The 25,980-nt window shown below is 71.9% G+C and carries 22 protein-coding genes; 10 read left to right on the plus strand and 12 right to left on the minus strand.

The genetic code is table 11. From position 1 onward, the window contains the following. The first annotated feature begins 42 nt into the window (after positions 1-42). Positions 43-927, plus strand: a complete 885-nt coding sequence (locus BMY19_RS02160) for a glycoside hydrolase family 25 protein (RefSeq protein ID WP_020092958.1) — start codon at positions 43-45, stop codon at positions 925-927. A gap of 134 nt (positions 928-1,061) precedes the next feature. After that, complete coding sequence (locus BMY19_RS02165; RefSeq protein ID WP_100250727.1) at positions 1,062-1,835, plus strand: Crp/Fnr family transcriptional regulator; 774 nt, start codon at positions 1,062-1,064, stop codon at positions 1,833-1,835. Positions 1,836-1,863: 28 nt separating this feature from the next. Here the strand turns inward: BMY19_RS02165 and BMY19_RS02170 are convergent, their stop codons facing one another. From BMY19_RS02170 to BMY19_RS02185, 4 genes are read right to left on the minus strand one after another with little or no spacing between them, the layout of a single operon-like run. Beyond that, complete coding sequence (locus tag BMY19_RS02170; RefSeq protein WP_091678981.1) at positions 1,864-2,637, minus strand: ABC transporter ATP-binding protein; 774 nt, start codon at positions 2,635-2,637, stop codon at positions 1,864-1,866. Further along, the gene (locus BMY19_RS02175; RefSeq protein ID WP_100250728.1) at positions 2,637-3,689 is read right to left on the minus strand and encodes a FecCD family ABC transporter permease; all 1,053 of its coding nucleotides are present in this window, start codon (positions 3,687-3,689) and stop codon (positions 2,637-2,639) included. The genes BMY19_RS02170 and BMY19_RS02175 overlap by 1 nt, the downstream gene beginning before the upstream one ends. Further along, positions 3,686-4,750 carry an iron ABC transporter substrate-binding protein gene (locus BMY19_RS02180; RefSeq protein WP_100250729.1) on the minus strand — a complete coding sequence of 355 codons (1,065 nt, stop codon included), beginning with the start codon at positions 4,748-4,750 and terminating at the stop codon, positions 3,686-3,688. The genes BMY19_RS02175 and BMY19_RS02180 overlap by 4 nt, the downstream gene beginning before the upstream one ends. Next, entirely contained in the window at positions 4,750-5,133 is a 384-nt protein-coding gene (locus tag BMY19_RS02185; RefSeq protein ID WP_020092953.1) for a VOC family protein, read from the minus strand. The genes BMY19_RS02180 and BMY19_RS02185 overlap by 1 nt, the downstream gene beginning before the upstream one ends. 231 nt (positions 5,134-5,364) lie before the next feature. Between BMY19_RS02185 and BMY19_RS02190 the strand changes: the two genes are divergently transcribed. Further along, complete coding sequence (locus BMY19_RS02190) at positions 5,365-6,285, plus strand: DnaJ C-terminal domain-containing protein (RefSeq protein ID WP_056531888.1); 921 nt, start codon at positions 5,365-5,367, stop codon at positions 6,283-6,285. Positions 6,286-6,412: 127 nt separating this feature from the next. Continuing rightward, positions 6,413-7,237, plus strand: coding sequence for an enoyl-ACP reductase FabI (gene fabI, locus BMY19_RS02195; RefSeq protein ID WP_020092951.1), 825 nt, complete (start codon positions 6,413-6,415; stop codon positions 7,235-7,237). A 55-nt stretch (positions 7,238-7,292) separates the two neighbouring features. Here the strand turns inward: fabI and BMY19_RS02200 are convergent, their stop codons facing one another. Both BMY19_RS02200 and BMY19_RS02205 read right to left on the minus strand, forming a co-directional pair. After that, the gene (locus BMY19_RS02200) at positions 7,293-8,447 is read right to left on the minus strand and encodes an AAA family ATPase (protein WP_100250730.1); all 1,155 of its coding nucleotides are present in this window, start codon (positions 8,445-8,447) and stop codon (positions 7,293-7,295) included. Positions 8,448-8,463: 16 nt separating this feature from the next. After that, on the minus strand, positions 8,464-9,456 hold the full coding sequence (locus BMY19_RS02205; RefSeq protein WP_100250731.1) for a polyphosphate kinase 2 family protein: 993 nt from the start codon (positions 9,454-9,456) through the stop codon (positions 8,464-8,466). A gap of 96 nt (positions 9,457-9,552) precedes the next feature. Here BMY19_RS02205 and BMY19_RS02210 point away from each other — a divergent pair, with 96 nt between their 5' ends. The 3 genes from BMY19_RS02210 (at position 9,553) to BMY19_RS02220 (ending at position 15,773) form a co-directional block, all read left to right on the plus strand. Next, positions 9,553-10,140, plus strand: a complete 588-nt coding sequence (locus BMY19_RS02210) for a histidine phosphatase family protein (protein ID WP_100250732.1) — start codon at positions 9,553-9,555, stop codon at positions 10,138-10,140. A 111-nt stretch (positions 10,141-10,251) separates the two neighbouring features. Beyond that, positions 10,252-14,322, plus strand: a complete 4,071-nt coding sequence (locus BMY19_RS02215) for a Pls/PosA family non-ribosomal peptide synthetase (protein WP_100250733.1) — start codon at positions 10,252-10,254, stop codon at positions 14,320-14,322. Between the two features lie 296 nt (positions 14,323-14,618). Continuing rightward, positions 14,619-15,773, plus strand: coding sequence for a GGDEF domain-containing protein (locus tag BMY19_RS02220; protein WP_020092946.1), 1,155 nt, complete (start codon positions 14,619-14,621; stop codon positions 15,771-15,773). 17 nt (positions 15,774-15,790) lie between these two features. On the opposite strand, the gene BMY19_RS02225 is transcribed toward BMY19_RS02220, so the two are convergent. After that, complete coding sequence (locus BMY19_RS02225; RefSeq protein WP_100250734.1) at positions 15,791-17,266, minus strand: methyl-accepting chemotaxis protein; 1,476 nt, start codon at positions 17,264-17,266, stop codon at positions 15,791-15,793. Between the two features lie 372 nt (positions 17,267-17,638). Here BMY19_RS02225 and BMY19_RS02230 point away from each other — a divergent pair, with 372 nt between their 5' ends. After that, complete coding sequence (locus BMY19_RS02230; RefSeq protein ID WP_020092944.1) at positions 17,639-17,845, plus strand: SlyX family protein; 207 nt, start codon at positions 17,639-17,641, stop codon at positions 17,843-17,845. Between the two features lie 39 nt (positions 17,846-17,884). Here BMY19_RS02230 and BMY19_RS02235 read toward each other — a convergent pair whose 3' ends face one another. Both BMY19_RS02235 and BMY19_RS02240 read right to left on the minus strand, forming a co-directional pair. Then, the gene (locus BMY19_RS02235; protein ID WP_100250735.1) at positions 17,885-19,318 is read right to left on the minus strand and encodes an NAD-dependent succinate-semialdehyde dehydrogenase; all 1,434 of its coding nucleotides are present in this window, start codon (positions 19,316-19,318) and stop codon (positions 17,885-17,887) included. Between the two features lie 101 nt (positions 19,319-19,419). Beyond that, a complete protein-coding gene (locus BMY19_RS02240) occupies positions 19,420-20,205 on the minus strand; it encodes a class II glutamine amidotransferase (protein WP_056531902.1) in 786 nt (261 codons plus the stop codon). Positions 20,206-20,525: 320 nt separating this feature from the next. Between BMY19_RS02240 and BMY19_RS02245 the strand changes: the two genes are divergently transcribed. Continuing rightward, positions 20,526-20,918: a response regulator gene (locus tag BMY19_RS02245; RefSeq protein WP_026604893.1), complete on the plus strand. Its 393-nt coding sequence runs from the start codon at positions 20,526-20,528 to the stop codon at positions 20,916-20,918. A 414-nt stretch (positions 20,919-21,332) separates the two neighbouring features. On the opposite strand, the gene rpsU is transcribed toward BMY19_RS02245, so the two are convergent. Next, positions 21,333-21,668, minus strand: coding sequence for a 30S ribosomal protein S21 (rpsU, locus tag BMY19_RS02250; protein WP_100250736.1), 336 nt, complete (start codon positions 21,666-21,668; stop codon positions 21,333-21,335). 222 nt (positions 21,669-21,890) lie between these two features. Between rpsU and BMY19_RS02255 the strand changes: the two genes are divergently transcribed. After that, entirely contained in the window at positions 21,891-22,937 is a 1,047-nt protein-coding gene (locus BMY19_RS02255; RefSeq protein WP_100250737.1) for a threonine aldolase family protein, read from the plus strand. 259 nt (positions 22,938-23,196) lie between these two features. On the opposite strand, the gene BMY19_RS02260 is transcribed toward BMY19_RS02255, so the two are convergent. Continuing rightward, positions 23,197-24,384 carry a DUF1501 domain-containing protein gene (locus tag BMY19_RS02260; protein ID WP_100250738.1) on the minus strand — a complete coding sequence of 396 codons (1,188 nt, stop codon included), beginning with the start codon at positions 24,382-24,384 and terminating at the stop codon, positions 23,197-23,199. Continuing rightward, positions 24,381-25,910: a DUF1800 domain-containing protein gene (locus BMY19_RS02265; protein WP_100250739.1), complete on the minus strand. Its 1,530-nt coding sequence runs from the start codon at positions 25,908-25,910 to the stop codon at positions 24,381-24,383. Before BMY19_RS02265 ends, BMY19_RS02260 begins: the two co-directional genes overlap by 4 nt. Between the last annotated feature and the right edge of the window lie 70 nt (positions 25,911-25,980).

A 25,980-nucleotide genomic window follows, 5' to 3' on the forward strand; every position in this document is an offset into this window, starting at 1 on the left:
ACGCCTGTCTGTGGCGCATCTTCGGTGGCGGGCTAAACACTGATGTCGCGGATCTACACGCCTTCGCGGTCACCGATCGAAGATCTCGCTCGGGGCCTGATCAGTCGCCTCAAGCCGGCCCGGCGTCTCGCCGGGCGCTTCGCCGCCGCCGCGATCCTGGCCGGCCTCGCTGCCTGCGCGTCGAACAACGACTTCTATCCGACGAAGGGCGACGCCAAGCCCCATCCGGGCGTGGCCAAGGCCAAGCTTCACCCGATCCAGGGCATCGATATCTCGAAGTGGCAGGGCAACGTCGACTGGGCCTCGGTCCGCGCCGCCGGCACCCAGTTCGCCTTCATCAAGGCCACCGAGGGCGGCGACCACGTCGACGAGCGCTTCCGGACCAACTGGGACGGCGCGGCCCGGGCCGGCGTGCCGCGCGGGGCCTACCACTTCGTGTTCTGGTGCCGCTCCGCCCGGGAGCAGATGGACTGGTTCAAGAAGAACGTCCCCAACGACCCCACCGCCCTGCCGCCGGTCCTCGACGTCGAGTGGAACGGCCACTCGCAGACCTGCCCGAAGAAGCTGCCCAAGGCCCAGGCCCTGGCGATGGTCACCGAGATGCTGGAGGAGATGGAGCGCTACACCGGCAAGCGCCCGATCATCTACACCGACATCACGTTCCACAAGGACGTCCTGGAGGGCGAGCTCCCCGATTACCCGCACTGGCTGCGCTCCACCGCGGCCGAGCCGGAGCAGCGCTTCGTCAACCGCAAGTGGATGCTGTGGCAGTTCACGTCCACGGGCCGGGTTCCGGGCGTGCGCGGCGACGTCGACCGCAACGCCTTCTACGGCACCCCGTCCGAATGGGCCTCGTTCCTGACGACCGACTGCGACCCGCGCGAGCACAAGCGGCTCTCCGAGCAGGGGCTCTGCACGGACAAGTAGATGAAAGGCGTCGGCGAAACCTAGGTTAGTTCAAGGACGTAGAGTGCGGGGTATGGCTGACGGGCCCGCGCACCGGCGGGCGAGCCCGAGAGGATCCTGACGGGAGACTCTCCTCCCGCACCTCTCCGTCCCCCATGCCGATCGACTCTGCCGCCTCCACCGGCAACCTGCTCCTCGACGCGCTGCCGGGTTCGGATCGCGCCCTGATCGCCCCCCACCTGGAGCCGGTGACCTTCGCCAAGGGGGATACGGCGCTGGCGGCGGGCGCCGCGGCGAGCCACGTCATCTTCCCCCGCGACCAGACCGTCGTGGCGCTGATCGTCGCCACGCGGGACAGCCGGACGGCCGAGGTCGCGAGCGTCGGGCACGAGGGCGCGATCGGCGGGATCATCGGCGAGGGGCGGCTGCCGCCCGCGGTCAGCGGGCTGGCGCAGATCGGCGGCGCGGCTTTACGCCTCGACGCGGCGCGGCTCCGGCAGGCCGAGCTCGAGTCATCGACGCTCCGCGACCTGTTCGCGCGCTACGCCGACTGCTTCCTGGCTCAGCTGTTCCAGATCGCGGCCTGCAACGCCCTGCACCCGATCGAGCAGCGCTGCCTGCGCTGGCTGCTGTCGCTGCAGGACCGGACGGGCGGCGACACCCTCCCGATCACGCACGAGGTCCTGGCCTCCATGCTGGGGGTCCAGCGGACCTACCTCACGCGGATCCTGCGGGTGCTGCAGGAGCAGGGCCTCATCCGGGTCGGCCGCGGGCGCATCACGATCCTCGACCGCCGGGCGGTCTCGAACGCCGCCTGCGAGTGCCACGCCCGCGTGCGGATGCAGTGCGAGGCGGTGCTCGGCGCGGTTTTCCGGGCCGAGGAGCCCCGCCGGACCGAGCCGGTCGAGACGCTGTCGCGCGCCGGGTGAGGGACCGGCCCGCGATCCGTCGACCACGTCAGGCAACGACCGGCACGCAGACCGGCGCCGCGAGGCCCGGCACCGGCGCCACCACCACGTCGATCCCGTAGATTAGGCGCAGCAGCTCCGGCGTGACCGTCGCGGCGGCGGGCCCGTCGGCGACGAGGCGGCCCGCGTGCAGGGCGATGAGGCGGTCGGCGCAGAGCAGGGCGTGCCCGGGATCGTGCGTCGAGAACAGCACGGCGATGCCCGCCTGGGCGAGGCGGCGGACCTGCCCGAGGACGCGGGCCTGGTTGCCGAAATCGAGGCTCGCGGTCGGCTCGTCCATGACGAGGAGCCGCGGCTCGCCGCTGAGCGCCCGCGCGATCAGCGCGAGCTGGCGCTCGCCGCCGCTGATCTCGGTGTAGACCTGATCGGCGAGATGCCCGATCCCGAGCGCGGCCAGCGCCCGCTCGGCGGCCGCGACGTCCGACGGCCCGGGGGCGGCGAACGGGCCGAGCCGGCTCGCCCGGCCCATCACGACGACCTCGCGCACCGTGAACGGGAAGTACGCCGCGTGCGCCTGCGGCACGGCGGCGATGGTGCGGGCGACGGCTTTCCGCGACAGGCGCGACAGGTCGGTGCCGTCGAGGATCACCCGCCCGGCGCGGGCGGGCAGCAGGCCGAGCAGCGTCTGGAACAGCGTGGTCTTGCCGCCGCCGTTCGGACCGACGAGGCACAGCACCTCGCCGGCGGCGAGGTCGAACGACACGTCGTGGCCGACGATCCGGCTGCCGTAGCCGAAGGCGAGGTCCCGGACCCGGAGCAGCATCAGCTGAAGCCCCGGCGCCCGGACGCCAGCAGCCAGAGGAAGAACGGCGCCCCGACCAGGGCCGTCAGGATGCCGAGGGGCACCTCGACGGTGCCGAGATTGCGGGCGATCAGGTCGACCAGCACGAGGTAGCCCGCCCCGAGGACGAGCGAGGCGGGCAGCAGGCGGCGGTAATCCGGCCCGACCAGCAGCCGGGTGACGTGCGGCACGATCAGCCCGATCCAGCCGATGACCCCGGTCATCGCCACGGCCGCCGCCGTGATCAGGGTCGCGCCGGCGATCAGGACGGGGCGCAGCACCCGCGTCTCCACGCCGAGGGCCCGCGCCTCCGCGTCGCCGAGGCTCATCAGGTTCATGCGCCAGCGCAGCAGCACCAGCGGCACGAGGCCGAGAAGCAGCATCGGCAGGGTGGCGGCGACGTCGCCGAGGGTGACCGAGGACAGGCTGCCGAGGAGCCAGAAGGTGATCGCCGGCAGCTGGTTGTAGGGATCGGCCAGCACCTTGAGGAGCGAGATGCCCGCCCCGAGCACCGCGCCCACCGCGACCCCGGCGAGGACCAGCGTCAGGACCGGGTCGTGCCGCCGCACGGCGAGGCCGACGCCGTACACCGCCGCGACGGCGCCGAGCCCGCCCAGGAAGGCCAGGGCCTGGATCGGTGCCACCGGCAGGCCGAGATAGATCCCCAGCACGGCGCCGAGCCCGGCGCCGGCTGAGACGCCGAGGATGTCGGGCGAGACCAGCGGGTTGCGGAACAGGCCCTGGTACGTCGCCCCCGCGGCCGACAGGGCCGCGCCGACGACCAGCGCGGCGATCACCCGGGGCAGGCGCACCTGCATCACGACCGTCTCCGCCGTTGCCGGAACCCGGAGGGGCAGCCCGAGCAAGCGGTGGCCGAGGATCGCGGCGAGGTCGGCGGGCGCGACCGGGTACTTGCCGACCGCCAGCGCCACGGCGGTCAGCGCCAGCAGGGCGAGACCGGCCAGCAGCGCCGCGGGCAGGCGGAGGCGGCTGCGCGCCCGGATCGTCTCGGCGGCGGCCGGGACGCGACTCACCGCGCCGGGCCCGGGGACGCGCCCGGTGGCGTCGGGGCGAGGAGGGCGTCGGCCTGACCGGCATCGAGGTCGACATGGTAGAAGCGGCCGTAGAAGGCGCGCACCACCTCGGGCATCGGCTGCGGGAACAGGTCCGGATGAAGCCGGGCCGCCAGCCAGCGCAGGCCGATCAGCCGGTTGACCCCCGGCGGGGCGTCGAACCACGGGAAAGGCTGGAGCGGCGCCACGTAGACCCGCCCGGTCTGCACGGCCCGGACGTCCCGCCACAGCGGGTCGGCGCGCAGCCCGGCCGCGAAGGCCGGGTCGAGGGTGACGATCACGTCGGGGTTCCAGGCGAGCACCTGCTCGGGCGAGACGTTGCCGAGGCGGCCGCCCCCGTCCTGCGCGACGTTGCGGCCGCCGGCGGCCTCGACCAGCTCGGTGTTGATCGAGCCGGCGAACCCCGTCTCCAGCCCGCGCGGCCCGCGCGCGTAGTAGACCCGCGGCCGCTTGACCTCCGGGACCGTCGCGACGGCGCGGTCCACCGTGTCGGCGAGGCTCTGGGCCTCCGCCGCCAGGGCGTCCGCGTCGGACTGACGGCCCAGGGCCGCGCCGAGCTGCCGATACGCCTCCGGGGTCTTCGCGAAGCTGCCGTCGAGCAGGATGTAGGGGATCCCGGTCTGGGCCTGGACCCGGTCGGCGAGCGACGCGTAGGTCGGCCCGAGGCTGCCCGAATCCACGATCAGGTCCGGCTTGGCGGCCAGCACCGCCTCGACGTTCGCCGTGCCGCCGCGCCCGGTCAGGCGGCCGTAGGCGGGGAGGGCCCGGGTCCGGGGCGCGAGGAACGGCAGCGCCTCGGGATGCGGGGCGCTCACCCAGCCGGCCATGAGGTCGGGCGCCAGCGTGTAGAGCAGCACCGCGGCCGGCGGTCCCGCGGCGAGCACCCGCCCGACCCGTTCGGGAAGTTCGACCGTGCGGCCGGCCGCGTCCGTGAACGGGCGCGCCGCCGCCCCGCCGGACGCCGCCAGCAGCAGGATCAGCGCCGCGGTGAGGGCGCGGCGGCGCGCGGGTCGCGGCGCCATCAGGCGGATTTCCGCTCCAGGATCTCGATCAGCGCCCCGTCGGGGCCCTCTACGAAGGCGATCCGCAGGCCGGGGCCGCGCTCCGTGATGCCGGTCCGCACGGGCACGCCCCGGGCGGTGAGATCGGCCATCGCGGCCTCGATGTCGGCGACGCGCAGCCCGAAATGCTCGATTCCGAGGCAGGGCGTGGCGGTCGCCGGCGCGATCTCGTCCGGGGCCTGCTCGATGAAGACGGCGAGGCCGCCGAGGTCGAGCACGACGCGCTGCACCGGGTCCGCGCCGACGCGCTTCACCTCCCGGGCCCCGAAGGTCTCGACGTAGAAGGAGGCGGCCGCGACGGCGTCGCGGCTGCGCAGGTGGAGGTGGTCGCAGGCGTAGTGCATCGGCTCTCCGGTTTCAGGTGATCCAGACGGGCGCGGCCCCCGGCCCGGAGGCGCCGTTCCGCGCCGTGTCCGACGATAGGGCCGGCGCGGAGCCGCGGCGAGATCGGCCGCTTGACGTTCGGCCCGAACCCGCAGACTTTCGCCGCCAGAACCGTTGCAGGGATGCAACATCCATCCCACATCCCGGTTGCGAACCCACATCGCACAGCCAACCGCACAGCCAAGAGATCCATGCGCAATCCCTACGACGTGCTGGGCGTGGCCAAGGGGGCGAGCGAGGCCGAGATCAAGAAGGCCTATCGCAAGCTCGCCAAGGACTTCCACCCCGATCGCAACAAGAACGACGCCAAGGCCAAGGACCGGTTCGCCGAGGCGAATTCGGCCTACGAGATCCTGGGCGATTCCGAGAAGCGCAAGCAGTTCGACCGCGGCGAGATCGACGCCGAGGGCAAGCCGCGCGCGACCGGCTTCGAGGGGTTCGGCGGCTTCGGCGGCGGGCGCGGGGGCAATTTCGATTTCGAGAACATGGCGCGCGCGCAGCGCGGCGGCGGCGGCGGGATGGGCGAGGACATCTTCTCGCACATCTTCGGGGAGGCTTTCCGCGCCGGCGGGGCCGGTCCGGGCGGCCAGCGTCAAGCGGCCAGGGGCGAGGACGTCGCCGCGGAACTGCTGGTGACGCTGGAGCAGGTCGCCAGCGAGGAGAAGCTGCGCCTCGCCCTGCCCACGGGCCGCGAGGTCGACGTCGTGATTCCCCGCGGCGTGGTCGACGGCCAGACCATCCGGCTTCGCGGCCTCGGCCAGAGCGGCGGCCTCCGGGCCGAGCCGGGCGACGCCCTCCTCACCATCCGGATCCGGCCGCACCCGCGCTTCACCGTCGAGGGGGCCGACCTGCGCACCAGCGTCGACGTCCCGCTGGAGGATGCCGTGCTCGGCGGCACGATCCGCGTGCCGACGCTCACCGGCGCCGTCGAGATGAAGATCCCGGCGATGACGAGTTCCGGCCGCACCTTCCGCCTGCGCGGCAAGGGGCTTCCGAAGAAAGACGGCACCCGCGGCGACCTGTTCGCCACGACGGCGATCGTCCTGCCGGAGGGCGAGGACGCGGCACTGACCGAATTCGCCCGCGGCCGCCGGGCGGCCAACGCGGCCTGACGCGCCGGCGTAGCCACCGGGGCGCGCATGAAGGTGCTCGGCGGCGTCCCGGACTTCCGTCGCCGGGCCGCCTCCGCTAAGGAGGCCCCCCGGCCCCGAGAGGGGTCGCGCGGCTTCGGGATCGATCATGGCGGAACACGGGCAGGGCCTTCTGGCGGGCAAGCGGGGCATCGTCCTCGGGGTCGCCAACAACCGCTCGATCGCCTGGGGCATCGCCCGCAGCGCCCGCGCCCACGGGGCCGAACTGGCCTTCACCTACCAGGGCGACGCCCTGCGCAAGCGCGTCGAGCCCCTGGCCAAGGAACTCGACGCCCACGTGATCGGGCACTGCGACGTCACCGAGGCGGCCACGATCGACGCGGTCTTCGCGGAGGCCGCCAGGGTCTTCCCCGACGGCATCGACTTCGTCGTCCACTGCGTCGCCTTCTCCGACAAGGACGAGCTGACCGGCCGCTACATCGAGACCTCCGAGGACAATTTCACCAAGTCGCTCCTGGTCTCCTGCTACTCGTTCACCGCCGTGGCCCAGCGCGCCGAGAAGATCATGCGCCCGGGCGGCTCGCTGGTGACGCTGACCTATTACGGCGCCGAGAAGTGGATGCCCCACTACAACGTGATGGGCGTCGCCAAGGCGGCCCTGGAGGCGTCGGTGCGCTACCTCGCGGCCGATCTCGGCCCGAAGAACATCCGGGTCAACGCCATCTCGGCCGGCCCGATCAAGACCCTCGCGGCCTCCGGGATCGGCGATTTCCGCTACATCCTGAAGTGGAACGAGTACAACGCGCCCCTGCGTCGGACCGTGACGATCGGGGAGGTCGGGGAGACCGCGTCCTACCTCGTCTCCGACATGGCGGCCGGCATGACCGGCGAGATCCTCCACGTGGATGCCGGCTACCACGTCGTCGGCATGAAGAATCCCGAGGCGCCGGATCTCACCCTCGACAAGGACTGAGACGGGTCGGTCGTCGCGGCGGCCCGGACCTGAGGCGTGAGCGGCCCGGCGTGGCTCACGCGTCCTCCGCCTCGTCGAACTCTCCCGAGAACGTGAGCCCGTCGATCCAGGTCTCGCCGTCGCGCTTGATGACGGTGCGCGGCCGGACCTTCCCGTGCTCCGCGATGCCGGCCGCCAGCCGCTCCGAGTGCGTGACGAGCCAGACCTGCGTGCGCTCCGCGGCCCGCGCGATCAGCCGCGCCAGCGGATCCATGAGATCGGGATGCAGGCTGGTTTCGGGCTCGTTCAGCGCGATGAACGGCGGCAGCCGGTAGCCGAGCAGCGCGCCGGCCAGGGCGAGGTAGCGCAGGGTGCCGTCCGACAGTTCCGGCGGATCGAAGGTCCGGCCCGGGAAGTCGGGGAAGCGCAGGCCGAAGCGCGCGTGACGGCCCGGCTCCGGCAGCACGAGCGCCGCGCCCGGGAAGGCGCCGTCGACGGCCTCGTCGATCTCGGTCGTGTCCTCCCGGATATGCGCCAGGGTGGCGAAGACGGCGGCGAGGTCCGCGCCGTCGGACGCGAGGGTCGGCGTCGTCACCGCGAGGCAGGGCCGGCGCAGGGGCGACTCGGCATCCGTCCGGAAATCGTGGTGGAAGCGCCACCCCGCCAGGGCGAGGCGGACCACGGCGATCTCGGGATGGCCGGTGGCGTCGAGGAGGCTGCCGAGGGCGGTCTCGGTCGGCAGCAGGTCACCGCCGAGGGTGCGCTTGCGGCCCTCCGCGTCCCGGACGAAGCCGCTCCGCCCGTCGCGATCGAGGATCACGGCCGCGCGGCCGCGGGTGCGAACCGTCAGGCGCTCGGCCTTGACCTGCGGCTCCTTCCGGAAGGCGGCACCGAAAGTCGTCCCGCCGACCTGCTGCACCAGCCCGATCTCGACGGCGTAGACGAATTCCTGCCCGATCGTGTCGTGGCGCAGGGTGGCCGACAGGCGGATCCGTGCGGCCTCGCCCTGCCGCCGGCGGCCGGCCCAGAGGGCGGAGTCCATGCCGCCCTCGGCGGCGAGGTCGCGGGTGAGGGTGCCCCGGGCGGCGGCCTGCAGCAGCTCCAGGGCCCGGTAGAGGTTGGTCTTGCCGGTGCCGTTGCCGCCGACGAAGACCGACAGCGCGTCGACCGGGAAGCCGATCCGCCGCAGCGAGCGGTAGCCCGAGACCGCGACCTCTCGAACCACCAGCATCCCGGATTCTCCCGCGTCAGTCGGGGACCGTCAGATCCGCGATACCTTTGGCGGCCTCGGGGAATCGCGGGTCCATGGCCTCCAGCGTATCCGCCACGGTCCGGGCAATCACGTAGTTGCGGAACCACTTGTGGTTGGCCGGCACCACCAGCCAGGGCGCCTCGGGCGTCGAGCAGCGGCCGAGGGCGTCCGCGAAGGCCTGCTGGTAGGCGTCCCAGGATTTCCGCTCGACCAGGTCGGCCGGGTCGAACTTCCAGTGCTTCTCGGGGTCGGCGATCCGGGCCTCCAGGCGCCGCTTCTGCTCCGCCTTGGAGATGTGCAGGAAGAACTTCACGACCGTCGTGCCCGATTCGGTGAGCAGGCGCTCGAAATCGTTGATCCGGCCGTAGCGGCTCTGCCAGACCGCGTCCGGCACGAGGCCTTTCACCCGCACGACGAGCACGTCCTCGTAGTGGCTGCGGTTGAACACACCGATCGTGCCGCGCCCCGGCACCCGGGCGTGGTAGCGCCACAGGAAGTCGTGATCGAGCTCCTCGCTCGAGGGCACCTTGAACGAGGCCACCGCGCAGCCCTGGGGGTTCACCCCCTTGAGCACCGACCGGATCGTGCCGTCCTTGCCGCCCGTGTCGATCGCCTGGAACACCAGCAGGAGGCTCCGGGCGCGCTCCGCGTAGAGGCGCTCCTGGAGGGCGACGATGCGCGCCCGCTCCTGGGCGAGGGCGTCCTTGGCCCAGTCCTTCTCGAGGCCGCCGACGTCGTCGGGATCGACCGAGCCGAGATCGAAGGGCACTCCCGGTTCGACCGCCACGATGCCGGGCGCCGGGCGGATCGGTACCGGCCCGTGCCGGCCGAGCGCCGCCGGGACGGATTCGGCCACGCTGTCGACGCTGCCGGCCCAGCGGGCCGTCGACGGGCGGTGATCCACGGTGGCGCCATGCAGATCCGCCTCACCTGTCATGCCGTCACCGCGTTTGTGGCCGCGATGATGCTTGCCGTGCTTCTTGGACATGGGGCAGGACCTAGTTCCGGATATTGCCGACCGCCGGCGAGAACGGCCGGTAGTCCAGGCTGTTCCGGACGCCTGTGCAGGACGGGGTTGAGACGGTTGGGTACGATCTACTTCATCCGGCACGGCCAGACCGCCTGGAACGCCGAGGGGCGCCTCCAGGGCGGGCGCGACACCGACCTCAATGCCCAGGGGGAGGCACAGGCCGCGGCCGTGGCGGAGCGCCTCGCCGCCGCGGCGGGGCCGGCCCTGGCAGCGGCCGATTTCGTCGCGAGCCCGCTCAAGCGCACCCGGCGCACCATGGAGATCCTGCGGGGCGCCCTCGGCCTGCCGCCCGAGGCGTACCGCGTCGACCCGCGCCTGCGGGAGATCGGTTTCGGCAGCTGGGAAGGCTCCACCTGGGCGGAGATCCGCCGCCGCGACCCGGCCGGGGCCGCCGGCCGCGACCGGGACCGCTGGCACTACCGCCCGCCCGGCCTCGGCGCGGAGAGCTATGCCGGCCTCGTCGAGCGCGTCGGGCCGATGATCGCGGGGCTGGAGCGGGACACGGTCATCGTCGCCCATGGCGGCGTCGCGCGGGCCGCGCTGGTCGCCCTCGGCCACCTCGACGTCTACGCGGCGCCCCGCCTGGGCATCCGCCAGGGCGAGGTCCTGATCCTCGAGCCCGGTGGCTGGCGCTGGGCTTGATCCCGTGCGCCGGCGCAGTGCAAAGCCGCCTCGATAACGGCATGATCGGCAGGCTATAGGGCGGCGGCCAGGACAGGCGCCGGCCCGAGCGGGCGGCCAGCGGAGCAGCGGATGAGCGACGTCGCCGAGAAGACCCGGCCCGGACCGACGGCCGGGGAGCCCGCGCCTCTCGGAGCCGCGGCGGCGATCCTGCGCGGCGACCACCGGCCCGACCTCATCCGCGACGAGGTCCTGGCCGAGATCTTCCTGCACGCGGCCGAGACCCGGCCCGATCATCCCTGCCTGGTCGACGGCGCCGGCGTCGGCGCCGGGGGCGTCCACCCGCACCTGACCTACGCGGAGGTCGCCGCCCGGGCCGGCCGGATCGCCGCCGGCCTCGCCCATCGCGGCATCGGGCCGGGTGACGTCGTCGGCCTCTGGATGGCCCGTGGCCCGGACCTCCTCGTGGCGCAGATCGGCATCACGATGGCGGGCGCGGCCTGGCTGCCCTTCGACGCCGAGGCGCCGGCGGACCGGGTGGGCGTGTGCCTCGCCGACGCGGGCGCGAAGGCGCTGCTGGTCTCCCCGGCGCTCGCCGCGACGGCGCCCGACGTCGCCCCGGCCCTGACGCCCGCCGATCTCGACTCCGGGACGCCCGCCGGCGCGCCGCTGCCCGATCCGCGCGCGGCCGGGCTGACGCCCGAGCACCCCGCCTACCTGATCTACACCTCGGGCTCGACCGGCGTGCCCAAGGGCATCGTCATCAGCCACGCCAACATCTGCCACTTCCTGCGGTCCGGGAACGCCCTCTACGGGATGCGCGCCGACGACGTGGTCTTCCAGGGCGCCTCGGTGGCCTTCGATCTCTCGATGGAGGAGATCTGGGTGCCGTATCTCGTGGGCGCGACCCTGTTCGTGGCGAGCCCCGCCATGATGGGCGACTTAGAATCGCTTCCCGGCATCCTGGAGGCCGAGGGGATCACGGTGCTCGACACCGTCCCGACGCTCCTGGCGATGATCTCCGGCGACCTGCCGCGGGTGCGCCTCGTCCTGCTCGGCGGCGAGGCGCTGCCCGAGCCGCTGATCGCCCGCTGGGCGACCGGCGGCCGCCAACTGTTCAACACCTACGGCCCGACGGAGGCCACCGTGGTGGCTACCGCGGCCGAGATGCGGCCCGGCGAGCCGGTGACCATCGGCGGCCCGATCCCGAACTACTCCGTCTACGTCGCCGGCGAGGATCTGACCCTGCTCGGCCGAGACCAGCAGGGCGAGCTGCTGATCGGCGGTCCCGGCGTGGCGCGGGGCTACCTCGCCCGTCCCGAGCTGACGGCGGAGAAGTTCATCGCTAACCCGTTCGCGTCGGACGGGACCGACCCGGTGCTCTACCGCTCGGGCGACGCGGTCTCCCTCGACGCCGCCGGCCGGATCGTGTTCCACGGCCGGATCGACGACCAGGTGAAGATCCGCGGCTTCCGCGTGGAACTCGGCGAGATCGAGTCCCGGATCCGAGCGGTGCCCGACGTCAACCAGGCCGCCGTCGTGCTGCGGAACGACGACGGCGTCGACCGCCTCGTCGCCTTCCTGATCCCGGAGCGCGGCCGGTCCATCGACGCCGCCGCCCTCCGCCGGACCCTCGCCGGGCAGATGCCGCCCTACATGGTGCCCGGCCATTTCGAGGTGGCCGAGACTTTGCCCCGGCTCACGTCCGGCAAGGTCGACCGCAAGGCGCTCAAGGTCGCCCCGCTCACGGTGGTCGCCGCCGACGGCGAGCAGGAGACGCCCGCCAACGAGACCGAGGCGGCCCTGGTCGCCGCGGCCAAGCAGATCTTCGGCAACCAGCCGATCGCCCTCGAGGGCGACTTCTTCGCCGATCTCGGCGGCCATTCGCTGCTCGCCGCGCGCTTCGTCTCGGCGGTGCGCGAGAACCCGCCGTTGGCCGGGATCACGCTGCCGGACGTCTACGCCCTGCGCACCGTGCGGGCGATGGCCGACGCGCTCATCGCCCGGACGGGCGGCATGGGCGCCGGGGCCGCGACCCGCGACCTGAGCTTCGCGCCGCCGCCGCTGCTGCGCCGTGCGCTGTGCGGCCTCGGGCAGCTCGTCGCGCTGCCCTTCGTGATCGCGCTGGCCACCGCGCAGTGGCTCGGCATGTTCGTGACCTACCTGCTGCTCACCGGCGGAGGCCTGAGCTTCTTCGCCGAACTCGGCGTGCTGCTCCTCGTCTACGTGGCGATCAACGGCGTGACCGCGGTCGCGGCGGTCGCCGGCAAGTGGCTGATCCTCGGCCGGACCAAGCCGGGCCGGTACCCGCTCTGGGGCACCTACTATTATCGCTGGTGGCTCGCGCAGCGGCTGGCGCCCCTCGTCCACGTGAAGTGGCTCCAGGGCTCGCCCGCGATCGCCGTCTACCTCCGGCTGATGGGTGCGAAGGTCGGACGCGACACGCTCATCTCCGACATCGAGATCGGCGCGGCCGACCTCCTGACCATCGGGGACGGCGCGTCCCTGGGCGGCCGCCTCGTCATCGCCAACGCGGAGATCGTCGGCAACGAGCTGGTCATCGGCAGGGTCGAGATCGGCGCGGACGCGGCGGTGGGCACCTCCTGCGTGATCAGCCACGACGCGGTGATCGGGCCGCAGGCGGAGATCGCCGACCTCACCACGATCCCCACGGGCTCGCGGGTGGGCGCGGCCGAGCGGTGGGACGGCTCGCCCGGCCGCAAGGTCGGGATGGCCGACCCCGCGGAGCTGCCCGCGCCCGCCGAGGCCTCCTTCGCGCGCCGCGCGGCGTTCATGGCGGCCTACGTGGTGCTGCTCGGCGCGATCCCCGCGGTGGGTCTGCTGCCGATCTTCCCGGCCTTCTTCATCTTCGACCAGATCTCGGACTCGCTCTCCGACATCACCGACATCGACTACCACTGGTACCTGCCGATCCTCACCTGGCCGACCGCCATGCTGATGACCGCCGGCACGGTGCTGCTGATCGCCGGCATCCGCTGGGTGGTGCTGCCGCGGACCCGCTCCGGCACCTACTCGATCCACTCGCTGTTCTACCTGCGGAAATGGTCGCTGGCGCTCGCCGTCGAGGTCACCCTGGAGACGCTCTCGTCGCTGTTCGCGACCGTCTACATGCGGGCCTGGTACCGGCTGATGGGCGCCAATATGGGCCACGGCGCCGAGATCTCGACCAACCTCGCGGGCCGCTACGACCTCGCCGAGGTCGGCGCGAAGAACTTCATCGCCGACGAGGTGGTGTACGGCGAGGAGGAGATCCGGCGCGGCTGGATGCACCTGGAGCCGGTGCGCACCGGCGCCCGGGTCTTCGTCGGCAACGACGCCGTTGTGCCGCCCGGCGCCGTCATCCCCGACGACGTTCTCATCGGCATCAAGTCGAAGCCGCCCGAGAACGCCGCGATGAGCCCCGGCGAGACGTGGTTCGGCTCGCCGCCGATCCGGCTGCCGGCCCGCCAGAAGGTCGATCTCGGCTCGACCGCCCAGACCTACGAGCCCGGCGCGTGGCCGAAGATCCGGCGCGGCGTCTTCGAGGCCTTCGCGACCTCGTTCTCGCCGATGCTCTACATCACCCTCGCGATCACGGCGATCGACTGGTACTTCTACCCGGCCATCCTGGAGCAGGACTGGTGGGGTCTCGCCTACAGCTTCGTCGGTGCGAGCGTCGCCATCGCGCTGATCCAGTCCTCGGCGGTCATCGCGATGAAGTGGCTGCTGATGGGCGTCTACAAGCCCGGCATGCAGCCGATGTGGTCGTGGTGGGCGATGCGCACCGAGGCGATCGCGGTGGCCTACTGGGGGCTCGCCGGCAAGGTGCTGCTCGAGCACCTCCAGGGCACGCCCTTCCTGCCCTGGGTGCTCCGGCTGTTCGGCGTGAAGGTCGGCAAGGGCGTCTGCATGCTCACCACCGACATCACCGAATTCGACTGCGTCACCATCGGCGACTACGCCACGATCAACCGCGTCTCGGCACTGCAGACGCACCTCTACGAGGACCGGATCATGAAGATCGGCCGCGTCGTCGTCGGGCGCGGCGTCTCGGTGGGTGCGTTCTCGACCGTGCTCTACGACACCAAGGTGGGCGATTTCGCCCGGCTGCGCCCGCTCACCATCGTCATGAAGGGCGAGTCGATCCCCGCCAACACCGAGTGGGAGGGCGCGCCCGCGGTCCCGGTGATCCACCGCGCCTGACGGGCGGGCCGCACCGCGCGTTCCGGCCCCGGCGTTCCGGGGCCGTGCGGGGGCGGGCCCGCGCCGCGGTCAGAGTCGGCGACCCTGCGGCACTCAGCGCGAGAGACCCGGCAGGCTCCGGGACGAATATGCCGGTGTACTAGCACCTTCGTCCCGGTTGGTCGTTCTAATCTAGCTTACTGTGGCTTCCGGCAAGATAGAGCGATATACTCTGCCGGCTCGTATCGCTGCTCGGCGGTAGCGCGACGCGGGGGCGGGGGCGGCTCAACGTCCGGGTCAAGGATAGACAGGCGTCCGTGCAACTCGATCCCGCCACCCTGCTGGTCGTCAGCGCGGCGACGACCTTCCTGGTCGGCACGCTCTTCATGGCCTCGTGGCGGCAGGCGCCCGAATCCCGGGTGCTCGCCTACTGGGGCGCGGCGCATCTCGTGGGCGCGGCCGGATCGGCCGGCCTCGCGCTGCGCAACCAGATCCCCGACCTGATCTCGGTGGGCTTGGCCAATGCCGTGGTGCTCGCCGCCTACGGCCTCATCTGGAGCGGCGTCCGCTCCTTCGAGCATCGGGAGCCGCGGGTGGGCATCGCCATGGCCGGCGCCCTCGGCTGGTGCGTCCTGTGCCTGATCCCGACCTTCTACGCGTCGATCGAGGCCCGCATCATCTACGCCTCGGGGACCGCGGCGCTCTATTGCTGCGCCGCGGCCGCGGAGATCTGGCGCGGTCGCGCCGAGCGGCTCGCCTCCCGGATCGCCGCCGCCACCATCCTGGGACTGCACGGCAGCTTCTACATCGTGCGGATCCCCGCGACGCTGGTGGCGCCCCCGCAGCCGGGTCTCAGCCCGCTCGCGTCGCACTGGGTGGCGATCCTGTGCTTCGTCACCCTGATGTTCTCGATCGCCTCGGCCTTCACCTTCATGGCGCTGGTCAAGGAGCGGGCGGAGCGGGAGCAGCGCATCGCCGCCTCCACCGACGCGCTGACGGGCGTGCGCAACCGCCGGGCCTTCGCCAGGGCCGCCGCGGACGCGATGGCGCGGCACGGCGACGCCGCCCTGCTGCTGTTCGACCTCGACCGGTTCAAGGCCGTCAACGACCGCTTCGGCCACGGGGTCGGCGACGCGGTCCTCATCGGCTTCTGCACCATGGCGTCGACCCTGCTGCCGCGGGAGGCCCTGCTGGGCCGCCTCGGCGGTGAGGAGTTCGCGTGCCTCCTGCCGGACGTCTCGCCCGCCGAGGCTCTGGCCCGGGCCGAGGAGCTGCGCCAGACCTTCGCGCAACTCGCGGTTCCCGAGCTTCCGGCCCTGCGCGTCAGCGTCAGTATCGGGATCGCGCAGGCGCGCCCCGGCATCGCGTTCGACCTGCTGATGCAGCGGGCCGACGCCGCGCTCTACGCCGCCAAGAATGGCGGACGGGACCGGATCTCCGTGGCCGATCCGGTCGCCACCCGCGCGGCCTGAGGCCCTGCCGGGCCGGCTCACGCGAGGGCGCGTGCCGCCTCCGAGACCTTGCGCACCGAGGCGTCGACGACGCTCGCCGAGGAGGCGATCTCCGCCATGGCGGTGTGGATCGCCGCGACGCCCTGCGCCGCCGACTGCATGTTCTCGGTCATGTCGCGGGTCACCGCGGCCTGCTCGGTCACGGCCGATGAGACGCTGAGCGAGATCGCGCTGAGTTGCTCGATCGTGGCGCCGATCCCGTCGATCGCCGAGACGGCCCGGGAGGTCTCGGCCTGCACGGCGGCGATCTGGGTTCCGATCTCGCCGGTGGCCTTGGCGGTCTGCTCGGCGAGCGCCTTCACCTCGGCGGCGACGACCGCGAAGCCCTTGCCGGCCGCTCCGGCCCGGGCCGCCTCGATCGTGGCGTTCAGCGCCAGTAGGTTCGTCTGGTCGGCGATGGACCGGATCAGGCTCACCGCCGCCCCGATCCGGTCCGCGGCGCCGGTCAGCCCCACGACGATCGCCCCCGCCTCCTCGGCGCGGGAAACGACCAGATCGACGGAGGATTTCGCCTGCATCGCGTGACGGCTGAGTTCCTCGATCGAGGCGGCGAACTCCTCCGAACCCGCAGCGACCGCATCGACGTTGCGGCTTGTCCGGCTCGAGGCCTCCGCGGTCTCGTCCGCCTGCCGGACCACCCGGCTCATCGAATCGCGGATCGCCGCGATGTCGGCGTCGATCGCGCGCTGCCCCTCGGCCCGGCGCTGGCGGTCTTCGACCTGCCGGGTCACGTCGGTAGCGAACTTCACCACCGCGCAGGGTTTGCCGTCGGCGTCGAGGATCGGGTTGTAGGCGCCGAAGATCCAGACGGTGCGGCCGTCCTTCCCGATCCGCCGGAACTCGCCCGCCTGGTACTGGCCGTTGCCGAGCGCGGCCCAGAACGCCGTGTAGTCCGGGCTGGCCGCCTCCGCCGGCGCCATGAATATGCGGTGATGCCGCCCGCGGATCTCCTCCAGCGTGTAGCCCATCGTGGACAGGAAGTTGCTGTTCGCGTCCGTGATCGTCCCGTCGAGGGCGAAGCAGATCACCGCCTGCGAACGGTTGAGCGCTTCGACCTGACCGGCGTGGAGCGCGTTGCGGGCGCGTTCCGCGGTGATGTCGGTGGCGAGCTTGACGACCTTGGTGGGCTTGCCGCGGCGGTCGAGGATCGGGTTGTAGGAGCCCTGGATCCACACGGTCTGGCCGGCTTTCGTCACCCGCGGAAAGGCACGCGCCTCGTGCTGACCGGCGCGCAGCCGGTCCCAGAAGGCGCTGTAGTTCGGACCGGACCTGTCGGCCTCAGGCACGAACATTCTGTGATGCTGGCCCCGGACTTCGTCGAGCGTGTAACCGACGAGGTCGAGGAATACGGCGTTCGCGTCGGTGACGGTGCCGTCGAGGTCGAATTCCACCCGCGCCATCGTCCGGTCGATCGCCGCGAGGAGGGCGTCGTCGCGTGAACCAAACATCGCCATCGGAGCCCGTGCCCGCCTGATCTGTAAAGTTCGGACGATCATGAGGAGACGCGCTTAAAAAACCGTCAATGGCGTGCTCTCGTCATGAAACAGGCTCGATGAGAGCGCGAGAAAGTTGTAGGAGCGCAGTCTATCAACGCAAAATGCATTTATTCAGACGGCAAAGACACGCGAGATATAAATAAATTTTGCGCAATTAACGGTCTTCGAGGCTATACATCGACTGATGGACGTTCTCGACTGGTCATGGCTGGAGGCGGTCCGTCAGGTTGTTCGGCGCGCGGCCTGCGTTAGGAGGAGCGTCGAGCGCCGGCGGTCCGAGACGATCGGGGCGGGGACAGCTCGCGACACGGCACTGCCTGGAGACCCGACATGGACGAGGCGACACGGATCGATCGCCTGGAGATGCGCCTGACCGAGCAGGATGCGACGATCGAGGATCTGAACCGGACCGTGACCGAGCAGTGGCGGGTGATCGACCGGCTCGTCCGGCAGCTCGACGCGCTGCGGGAGCAGGTGGAGGAGGCGGCCGCCCGCGCGGCGCCGCGCGGGCCGGAACCGCCGCCGCCGCATTACTGAGGGGAGGGGCCGGCGCGCCGCGGCGCGCCGGCCGGTGCGTCAGAAATTCGCCTGCGTGACGAACTTGGTGACCAGGTAGGCGTCGAGGGCCTCCGGGCCGCCCTCGCTGCCGTAGCCCGAATCCTTGACGCCGCCGAACGGCGTCTCGGGCAGGGCGAGGCCGTGGTGGTTGATCGAGATCATGCCGCTCTCGACCGCGTTCGACACCCGCGCCGCGCGCTCGGCGGAGCGGGTGTAGGCGTAGGCCGCGAGCCCGTAGGGCAGGCGGTTGGCCTCGGTGAGCGCCTCCTCGTCGTCGGAGAACCGGTTGATCATCGCCAGGGGGCCGAAGGGCTCCTCGTTCATGATCCGGGCGGTCAGCGGCACCTCGGTGAAGACCGTCGGCTCGAAGAAGTTGCCCTGGTTGCCGATGCGCTTGCCGCCCGCCCGCAGCGTCGCGCCGCTCGACTCGGCGTCCGCCGCCAGCGCCGTGACGGCGTCGAGGCGCCGCCCGTGGACCAGCGGTCCCATCTTGGTCTCGGGATCGAGCCCGTCGCCGACCTTCACCGACTTGGCGAAGGTCGTGAAGCCCTCGACGAAGCGATCGAAAACCGAATCGTGCACGAGGAAGCGGGTCGGCGAGACACAGACCTGGCCGGCATTGCGGAACTTTGAGGGGGCCAGGACGGCCACCGCCTTCTCCACGTCGGCGTCGCCGAACACGATCGCGGGGGCGTGGCCGCCGAGTTCCATCGTGGCGCGCTTCATGTGCTCGCCCGCGAGCGCCGCGAGCTTCTTGCCGACCACGGTCGAGCCGGTGAACGAGATCTTCCGGATGACCGGGTGCGGGATCAGGTAGGCCGAGATGGCTTCGGGATCGCCGTAGACCAGCGAGAGCGCGTCGCCCGGGATGCCCGCATCCAGGAAGGCGCGGATCAGGGCGGCGCAACTCGCCGGCGTGTCCTCCGGGCCCTTCAGGATCACCGTGCAGCCGGTGCAGAGCGCCGCCGAGATCTTGCGGACCGCCTGATTGATCGGGAAGTTCCAGGGCGTGAAGCAGGCCACCGGCCCGACCGCCTCGCGGACCACCGCCTGCAGCACGCCGTCGGCGCGGCCCGGGATGACGCGGCCGTAGGCGCGCTTACCCTCCTCGGCGAACCAGTCGATGATGTCGGCCGCCGCCAGGGTCTCGACACGCGACTCGGCGAGCGGCTTGCCCTGCTCCAGCGTCATGATCCGGGCGATCTCGTCGACCCGGGCGCGCAGCAGGTCGGCCGCCTTGCGCATCACCTTGGCGCGCTCGAAGGGCGCGACTTTGCGCCAAGCCGGGAAGGCGCGGGCGGCGGCCGCCAGGGCCTCGTCGAGATCCGCCGTGGTGGCGACCGCGCACTGGCCGATCGTCTCGCCCGTGGCGGGGTTCAGGACCCCCAGGGTGTCCCGGTCGGCACCCGCGCGCCAGCGCCCGGCGATGTGAAGCTCGGTATCCGGATACATCGGTCGATTCCCGCTCGGCCGCACCATCGGCCGCAGGCGGAATGTGGCGATGTGGCGCGCCCCGGCAATCCCCGCGGCGGCATGCCTGGGGCCGTCTGTATTCAGGCGGCGGCGCGCGCGGGCTCCGGCGCCTCGACGAGCGTCGCGCTCCCGTGGCGGGCGCGCAGGGTCGCGCCCTTCGGAACCACCCGCCAGCCCTCGCGGCAGCCGTCGATGGGCTCCGAGACGACAACGATGCCGCCCGGACCCTCGCGATAGTACAGGCTCGGCGGCCGGCCGTCGCAGGCCCAGCGATAGGCGGTCAGCGTCTCGCCGTCCGTGAGCAGCGCGGTGAAGCGCAGCGGCTCGCAGACATTCGCCGACTCCATCAACTCGCGGACGGTCTTCAGCGTCCGCGCCATCGCGCCGACGGGGTCCGCCTCGAGGCCGTTGGCGAGCGCCAGGAGGAAGATCGCCTCCGAGTCGGTGCTGCCGCGGCGATGGTCGTAGTAGGAATCCGGGATCAGCGCCTCGAGGCGCCGCTTGATCCGGTGGTAGCCGCCGATCTGGCCGTTGTGCATGAACAGGTGGCGGCCGAACACGAAGGGGTGGCAGTTGGCCCGGGCGGTGGCCGTCCCGGTCGAGGCGCGCACGTGCGCGAAGAACGTCCGCGCCCGCACCTGCCCGCACAGGTTCACGAGGTTCTCGTCCGACCACGCCGGGGAGATGTCGCGGTAGACACCCGGCTCGGGCCGCTCGGCGTACCAGCCGATGCCGAAACCGTCGCCGTTGGTCTCGGTCTTCCCCTCGTCGGCGTGCAGCGACTGGTGCACCAGCGAGTGGGTCGGCGCGCAGACGAGGTCGGAGAGGAAGACCGGCTCACCGCTGTAGGCGAGGAAACGGCACATGTCGGACGATGATCCTTCAGCTCTGAGCCGCGTTCGATCCCGCGAAACGCCCCGCGCGGGTTGAGACGTTCCGCTGCAGGACGTTAACAGTCGGTCCACTCCAGTGAACAGTTTCTTAACCGCCCGGAAACTGCGCCATTTTCGTGCGTTCCGCATGAAAATGGTGCCGCCTGTCCGCAGGGCAGGCATTCGCCTCCAGAGCGACGCGACTCTTGTGAGCCGCCTCATGAAGGATCAGCATGGCCGAATCGGGGAATCAGAAGCTCGCCGTACAGGCGGCCACCCGACGCGGGGCAAGGCACCGGCAGCAGGAGACTTTGATGGATCGCGCAACGCCCGATAGTTCCGCCCCCGTGGCGCTCGTCGTGGAGGACGATGCGGCTGTGCGCGATCTCGCGACGGCGGTGCTCGAGGAGACCGATCTCGGCGTGATCGCCTGCGAGAGCGCCGAGGCGGCCCTCTCGGTGCTGGAGCGGTCCGACGTGACCGTGGCGCTGCTCTTCGCGGACGTGCGCCTGCCGGGCGCCATGGACGGCGTGTCGCTGGCGCAGGCGGTCAAGAGGCGGTGGCCGGACGTGCGCGTGGTCGTCACCTCGGGCGCGAGCCGGGATGCGCGGCTCCCCGATCAGGCAGTCTACATGCAGAAGCCCTGGCGGGCCCTCGACGTGCTGGTCCAGGCCGAGCACGCCACCATGGCCGCCAAGGCGGCCTGAGCTGGCGGCCTGAGCTGGCGGCCTGAGCTGGCGGCCTGAGCTGGCGGCCTGAGCTGGCGGCCTGAGCTGGCGGCCTGAGCTGGCGGCCTGAGCTGGCGGCCTGAGCTGGCGGCCTGAGCTGGCGGCCTGAGCTGGCGGCCTGAGCGCCCGGCGCTCAAAGCTCTTCACGTCATCGCGAGCGCAGAGCCCCGGCTCGGCGTTACAGGCGCGACCTTCCCCCTCTCCAGACGGATCTCGGGCCTGCCCGAGATCCGTCTGGAGAAGCCCGACTCGGGACAAGCTCGACCCGGATGGAGAGGGGACCCGCGCCACGTGCGGCTCGCGTGCCCGGGCGCCTTCATCCGGACGCGACGCAAAGAAAAAGCCCGGCCTGCGCGCGCAGGCCGGGCTCTCTCATGACTGACGTGGTGTCGCTCAGGCGGCGGGAGCCGGGCTGACCGGGGTCTGGCCGGCGGCGTTGCCGCCCTGGCCCTGCGTGGCGGACGGCGACGGGAAGCCGGGACGACGGCCGCCGGCGGGGAAGCGGGGCTTCGGCTTCGGCGCGGCGATCAGGCCCTCGCGGATCGCGGTCTTGCGGGCCTGCTTGCGGGCGCGGCGGACGGCCTCGGCCTTCTCGCGAGCCTTGCGCACGGACGGCTTCTCATAAGCCTTGCGCTGCTTCATCTCGCGGAAGATGCCCTCGCGCTGCATCTTCTTCTTGAGGACGCGGAGCGCTTGATCGACGTTGTTGTCGCGAACGAGTACCTGCAACGGACTTGATCCTCTGGACCTGAAGTTCTGGGTTCACGCGGCCCGCCGCCGATCTGGAAACCGGCAACGTCCCTCGCCCGGTTTGAACCCGGGAGGGACGGGAACGTCGGTTTCCGAATCGGCGTGGAGCTCACGCCTTGACGGGGCTATTACACCAAGCGCGCACCAGTTCCAACCTGTCCGCGCGATCCATCCGCGCCTGCGCCGTGCTAGGTTGCGCGGATGAGACACGACGACTCGCAGCAATTCGCCAGCGACAACTATTCCGGCATCTGCCCGGAGGCCTGGGCTGCGATGGAGGCGGCCAATCGCGGCCACGCCCCGGCCTACGGCGAGGACACCTGGACCGCCCGGGCGGCCGACGCCTTCCGGGACCTGTTCGAGACCCCGTGCGAGGTGTTCTTCGCCTTCAACGGCACGGCCGCCAACGCGCTGGCGCTGGCCGCGCTGTGCCAGTCCTACCACAGCGTGATCTGCGCCGACTCGGCCCATGTCGAGACCGACGAGTGCGGCGCGCCGGAATTCTTCTCGAACGGCTCGAAGCTGCTGACCGTCTGGACCGAGGGCGGCAAGCTCACGCCGGAGGCGATCCGCGGGCTGGCGCAGAACCGCAGCGACATCCACTTCCCGCGGCCGCGCGTGGTGACGATCACGCAGCCCACCGAGACCGGGCAGGTCTACAGCCTCGCCGAGCTGCGGGCCCTGTCGGCGACCTGCCGCGAGCTGGGCCTCGCCCTGCACATGGACGGGTCGCGCTTCGCCAATGCCTGCGCGAGCCTCGGGTGCAGCCCCGCCGACATGACGTGGCGCTCGGGCATCGACGTCCTGTGCTTCGGCGGCACCAAGAACGGTATGCATGCCGGCGAGGCGGTGGTGTTCTTCGACGCCAAGCTCGCGGAGGATTTCGGCTACCGCTGCAAGCAGGCCGGCCAGCTCGCCTCGAAGATGCGCTTCCTCGCGGCCCCCTGGGTCGGCATGCTGGAGAGCGGCGCGTGGCTGCGGAACGCGGCCCACGGCAACGCCTGCGCCCGCCGCTTCGCCGAGGCGGTCGGCGGGCTGCCGGGGGTGCGAGCGCTGTTTCCCGTCGAGGCGAACGCGGTCTTCCTGACGATGCCGGCGGCCACGATGGAGGGCCTGCGCGCCCGGGGCTGGCGGTTCTACACCTTCATCGGCGGCGGGGCGCGCTTCATGTTCGCCTGGGATGCCCGGACGGAGCGGGTCGACGAGCTGGTCGGCGAACTGCGCGCCCTGGCGGCCGCCGCGGCCTGATCGCGCGGACAGAGAGGCGCGGAGCCAACCCGTCGAAGGTGTTTCGCGCGCTGATGTCGGGATCCGCTGAGGAGCATCGATACGTCGGCACGACATGCGCTTGGTCGTCCTTGCGAGCGCAGCGAAGCAACCCAGCGTCGCGCGACGCCTGCCGATGTCGTGCGGCCCTGGGTCGCTTCGCTGCGCTCGCGATGACGGAGGGGCTGAGAGCCCGGGCTCGCGAGTGCTGGGACGGCGCGACGCTGCGACGGCCCGCTCCCTACAGCAGCGCGAGATCCGCCGGGTCCGCGCTGGGGAAGATCTGCCGCAGGCTCGCTTGGTCGAGCCCGTAGAGCCGCCGGAACAGGCCGCCCAGCAGGCCGCGATAGTCGGTGAGCACCGGATAGTCCCGGTTCTGGAACAGGTGCGCCTCGTCGGCCCGCACCTGCGGTCCCGCGATCCGGCCGCCCCGGACGCCGCCGCCGAGGATCCAGTAGACGCTGCCGTGGCCGTGATCGGTGCCGCGGCTCCCGTTCTCCCGGAAGGTGCGCCCGAACTCCGACAGCACCACCACCACCGTGTCGGACCAGCCCGGCCCGATCTCCTCGACGAAGCCCGAGAGTCCGCGCCCCAGCTCGCCGAGCCGGTCGGCGAGGTAGCCGGTGCCCGCGCCCTGGTTCACGTGCGTGTCCCAGCCGCCGACATCGACGAAGCCGAGGTTGAAGTTCTCGCGCATCAGGCGGCCGATCCGCCGGGCCGACAGCTCGAAGCCCTTGGGCGAGACCGCCCCGCGGTCGGCCTGCCCGGCATGATCGGAGATCGTGTGGTAGACCGCGTCGCGCACCCGGAACCCCTCGGTCACGGCGGCGGCCAGCTTGGTGTCGCTGTACATCGCCGCGATGAGGCGGGCCTGCCGGTCGTCGATGCCGGGCTTGCCGACCCCGTTGATGGCGATGTTGGGCACCGTCTCGCCGCCCCGGAAGATGAGCGGCATCTGGTCGGTGAAGGCGATCGGCCGGACCCGGGTCAGCTCCGCGGCGAGCCGGGCCATGAAGCCGGAATTGTAGTCGCGGGCCGCGCCGACCGTCTGACCCATCTCGATCGTGTCCTGGGTCTCGAAATGACTCCGGGTCAGGTCGTCGGTGCCGGCGAACGGCACGAAGGCGGCCTGACCCTTGGCGTAAAGCGGCAGGAGCGTGTCGCGCAAAGCCGGGTGCAGGCTCCAGTCGGCGTCGAGCGCGAGCGCCGCCTTCGGGTCCCACGCGTCGGGCTTCGGGATCGCGAGGTTCGGCCGCGACCGATAATAGAAGTCGCTGCCGGTCGGGATCACCACGTTGGCGGCGTCGTAGGCGCCGCGCAGGAACACCACGAGGAGGCGCGCGTCGGCCTTCGGGGCGGCCCAGACGCGGCCGGCCACCGTGGATAGGCCGAGCGCCGCCGAGGCGCGGATCAGGTCGCGACGGTTCATCGCATGAACTCCGGCGAGGCGAGGTAGAGGGTGTTCCAGTCCTGCGGCGAGACCGCCTGGGCGAGGGCCGCGCGCGTCGCCGCCGACAGGGTGCCGGACAGCGCCGAGAAATAGAGCCCGTTGGCGAGCACCGGGAAGGCCGGCTCCTCGGCCTGATCGGGCAGCGCCGGCTTGAACAGGCCGGCCGAGCCGGACCCGATCTGCCGGGCGATCTCGAACCGCGTCGCGAGCTGCCCGGGTCCGGTCCAGGACGCGGCGTCGAGGGGGTAGCCGTCCGGCGTCGAGCGGTTGAACAGGCCCTCGCCGAGGCGGTTCAGCCAGCCGAGCACCGGGCCGGCGTTGCGGATGACTCGCGCGTCGTAGGCCATGCGCAGAGCCGAGAAGACGTAGCGGACCGGGTCCTTGAAGGCGCCGCCGCGCTCGGCCGCGAAGGCCGGCTCACGCACCAGCGCCTCCATCACCGCGGCGATGTCGCCGTCGGTCCGCGTGAAGACGGCGGCGAGTCGGGCGACGAGGGCGTCGTCGGGTGCCTGCCCGAGGAAGTAGGTCGCCAGCGCCCGGGAGACGCTGGTGGCGGTGGCGGGGTTGCGGGCGATCAGGTCGACCGCCTCCTCGACCTCGGGCCAGCCGCGGCCCCGGATGCGCGCGCCGAGGAAGACCTTGTCGCCGTAATCGTGCCGAGTCGGGTTGAACTCGAACAGGCCGTCCCGGCGGAAGTCGGCGGCGCGCTCGGGGCGGAGCTTCGGGTTCTCGGGCCTCAGGTCGATGCCGACGCCGGTCAGGATCCGGGCCAGCGCCTCGACGTCGCCCTGCGTGTAGCCGGAGCTGACACCCATCGTGTGCAGCTCCATGATCTCCCGGGCGTAGTTCTCGTTGGGGCGGCCGGCGGCGTTGGCGTCGTTGTCGAGGTAGCGCAGCATCGCCGGGTGGCGCAGGCTCGCCATCAGCAGGTCGCGGAAGCGCCCGAGCACGTGCGGGCGGATCGCCGTCTCGACGTAGTCGCCCACGGCGGCGCGCAGCGTCGACTTTCCCTGGTGGACGTTGAGCCGGTTGAACCAGAACCACGTCAGGCGCTCGCGCAGCTGGTCGGGGCTGTAGAGCGCCCGCAGCACCCAGACGGAGGCGGCGTTCCGCGCGGCCGTGTTGAGCGCCGCCTGGAAAGCCTGCTGCGCAACCTTCCTGGCCTCGGGATCGGCGATGTCCTTCGCCGCCTTGGCCTGCGCGTCCAGGGCCTGGGCCCGCTCGAACAGGCTGCCCGGCGGGGTCAGCGCGTCGACCTGCGCCTGGGCGTCGGGGGGCAGGCGCATTTCGGCGGGCGGGTGAAGCTGATCGTGTAGCCAGCGTGCCCGCCCCTCCGCGGTGAGCTGCGCGAAGGCCGAGGGCGTGGCGCCCCAGGTCAGGGCATCGAGGAAGGCGGCGTCGGCCGCTGCGGCGCGCTGCGGCGCCTCGGCCGCGCGGGGCCCGGGGCCCGCGGAGGCGAACAGCAGAGCGGTGACCAGACAGCAGCGTGCTGCGGCGCGCGACATCGGGGCCTCGCGAAGCGTGGATCGACCGGGGAAGCGTGGTGTCGCGCCCCTGTACGGTGCCTGAAAGGAG

The sequence above is a fragment of the Methylobacterium sp. UNC300MFChir4.1 genome (genome assembly GCF_900110155.1).
In the GTDB taxonomy this organism is placed as follows: Bacteria; Pseudomonadota; Alphaproteobacteria; order Rhizobiales; family Beijerinckiaceae; genus Methylobacterium.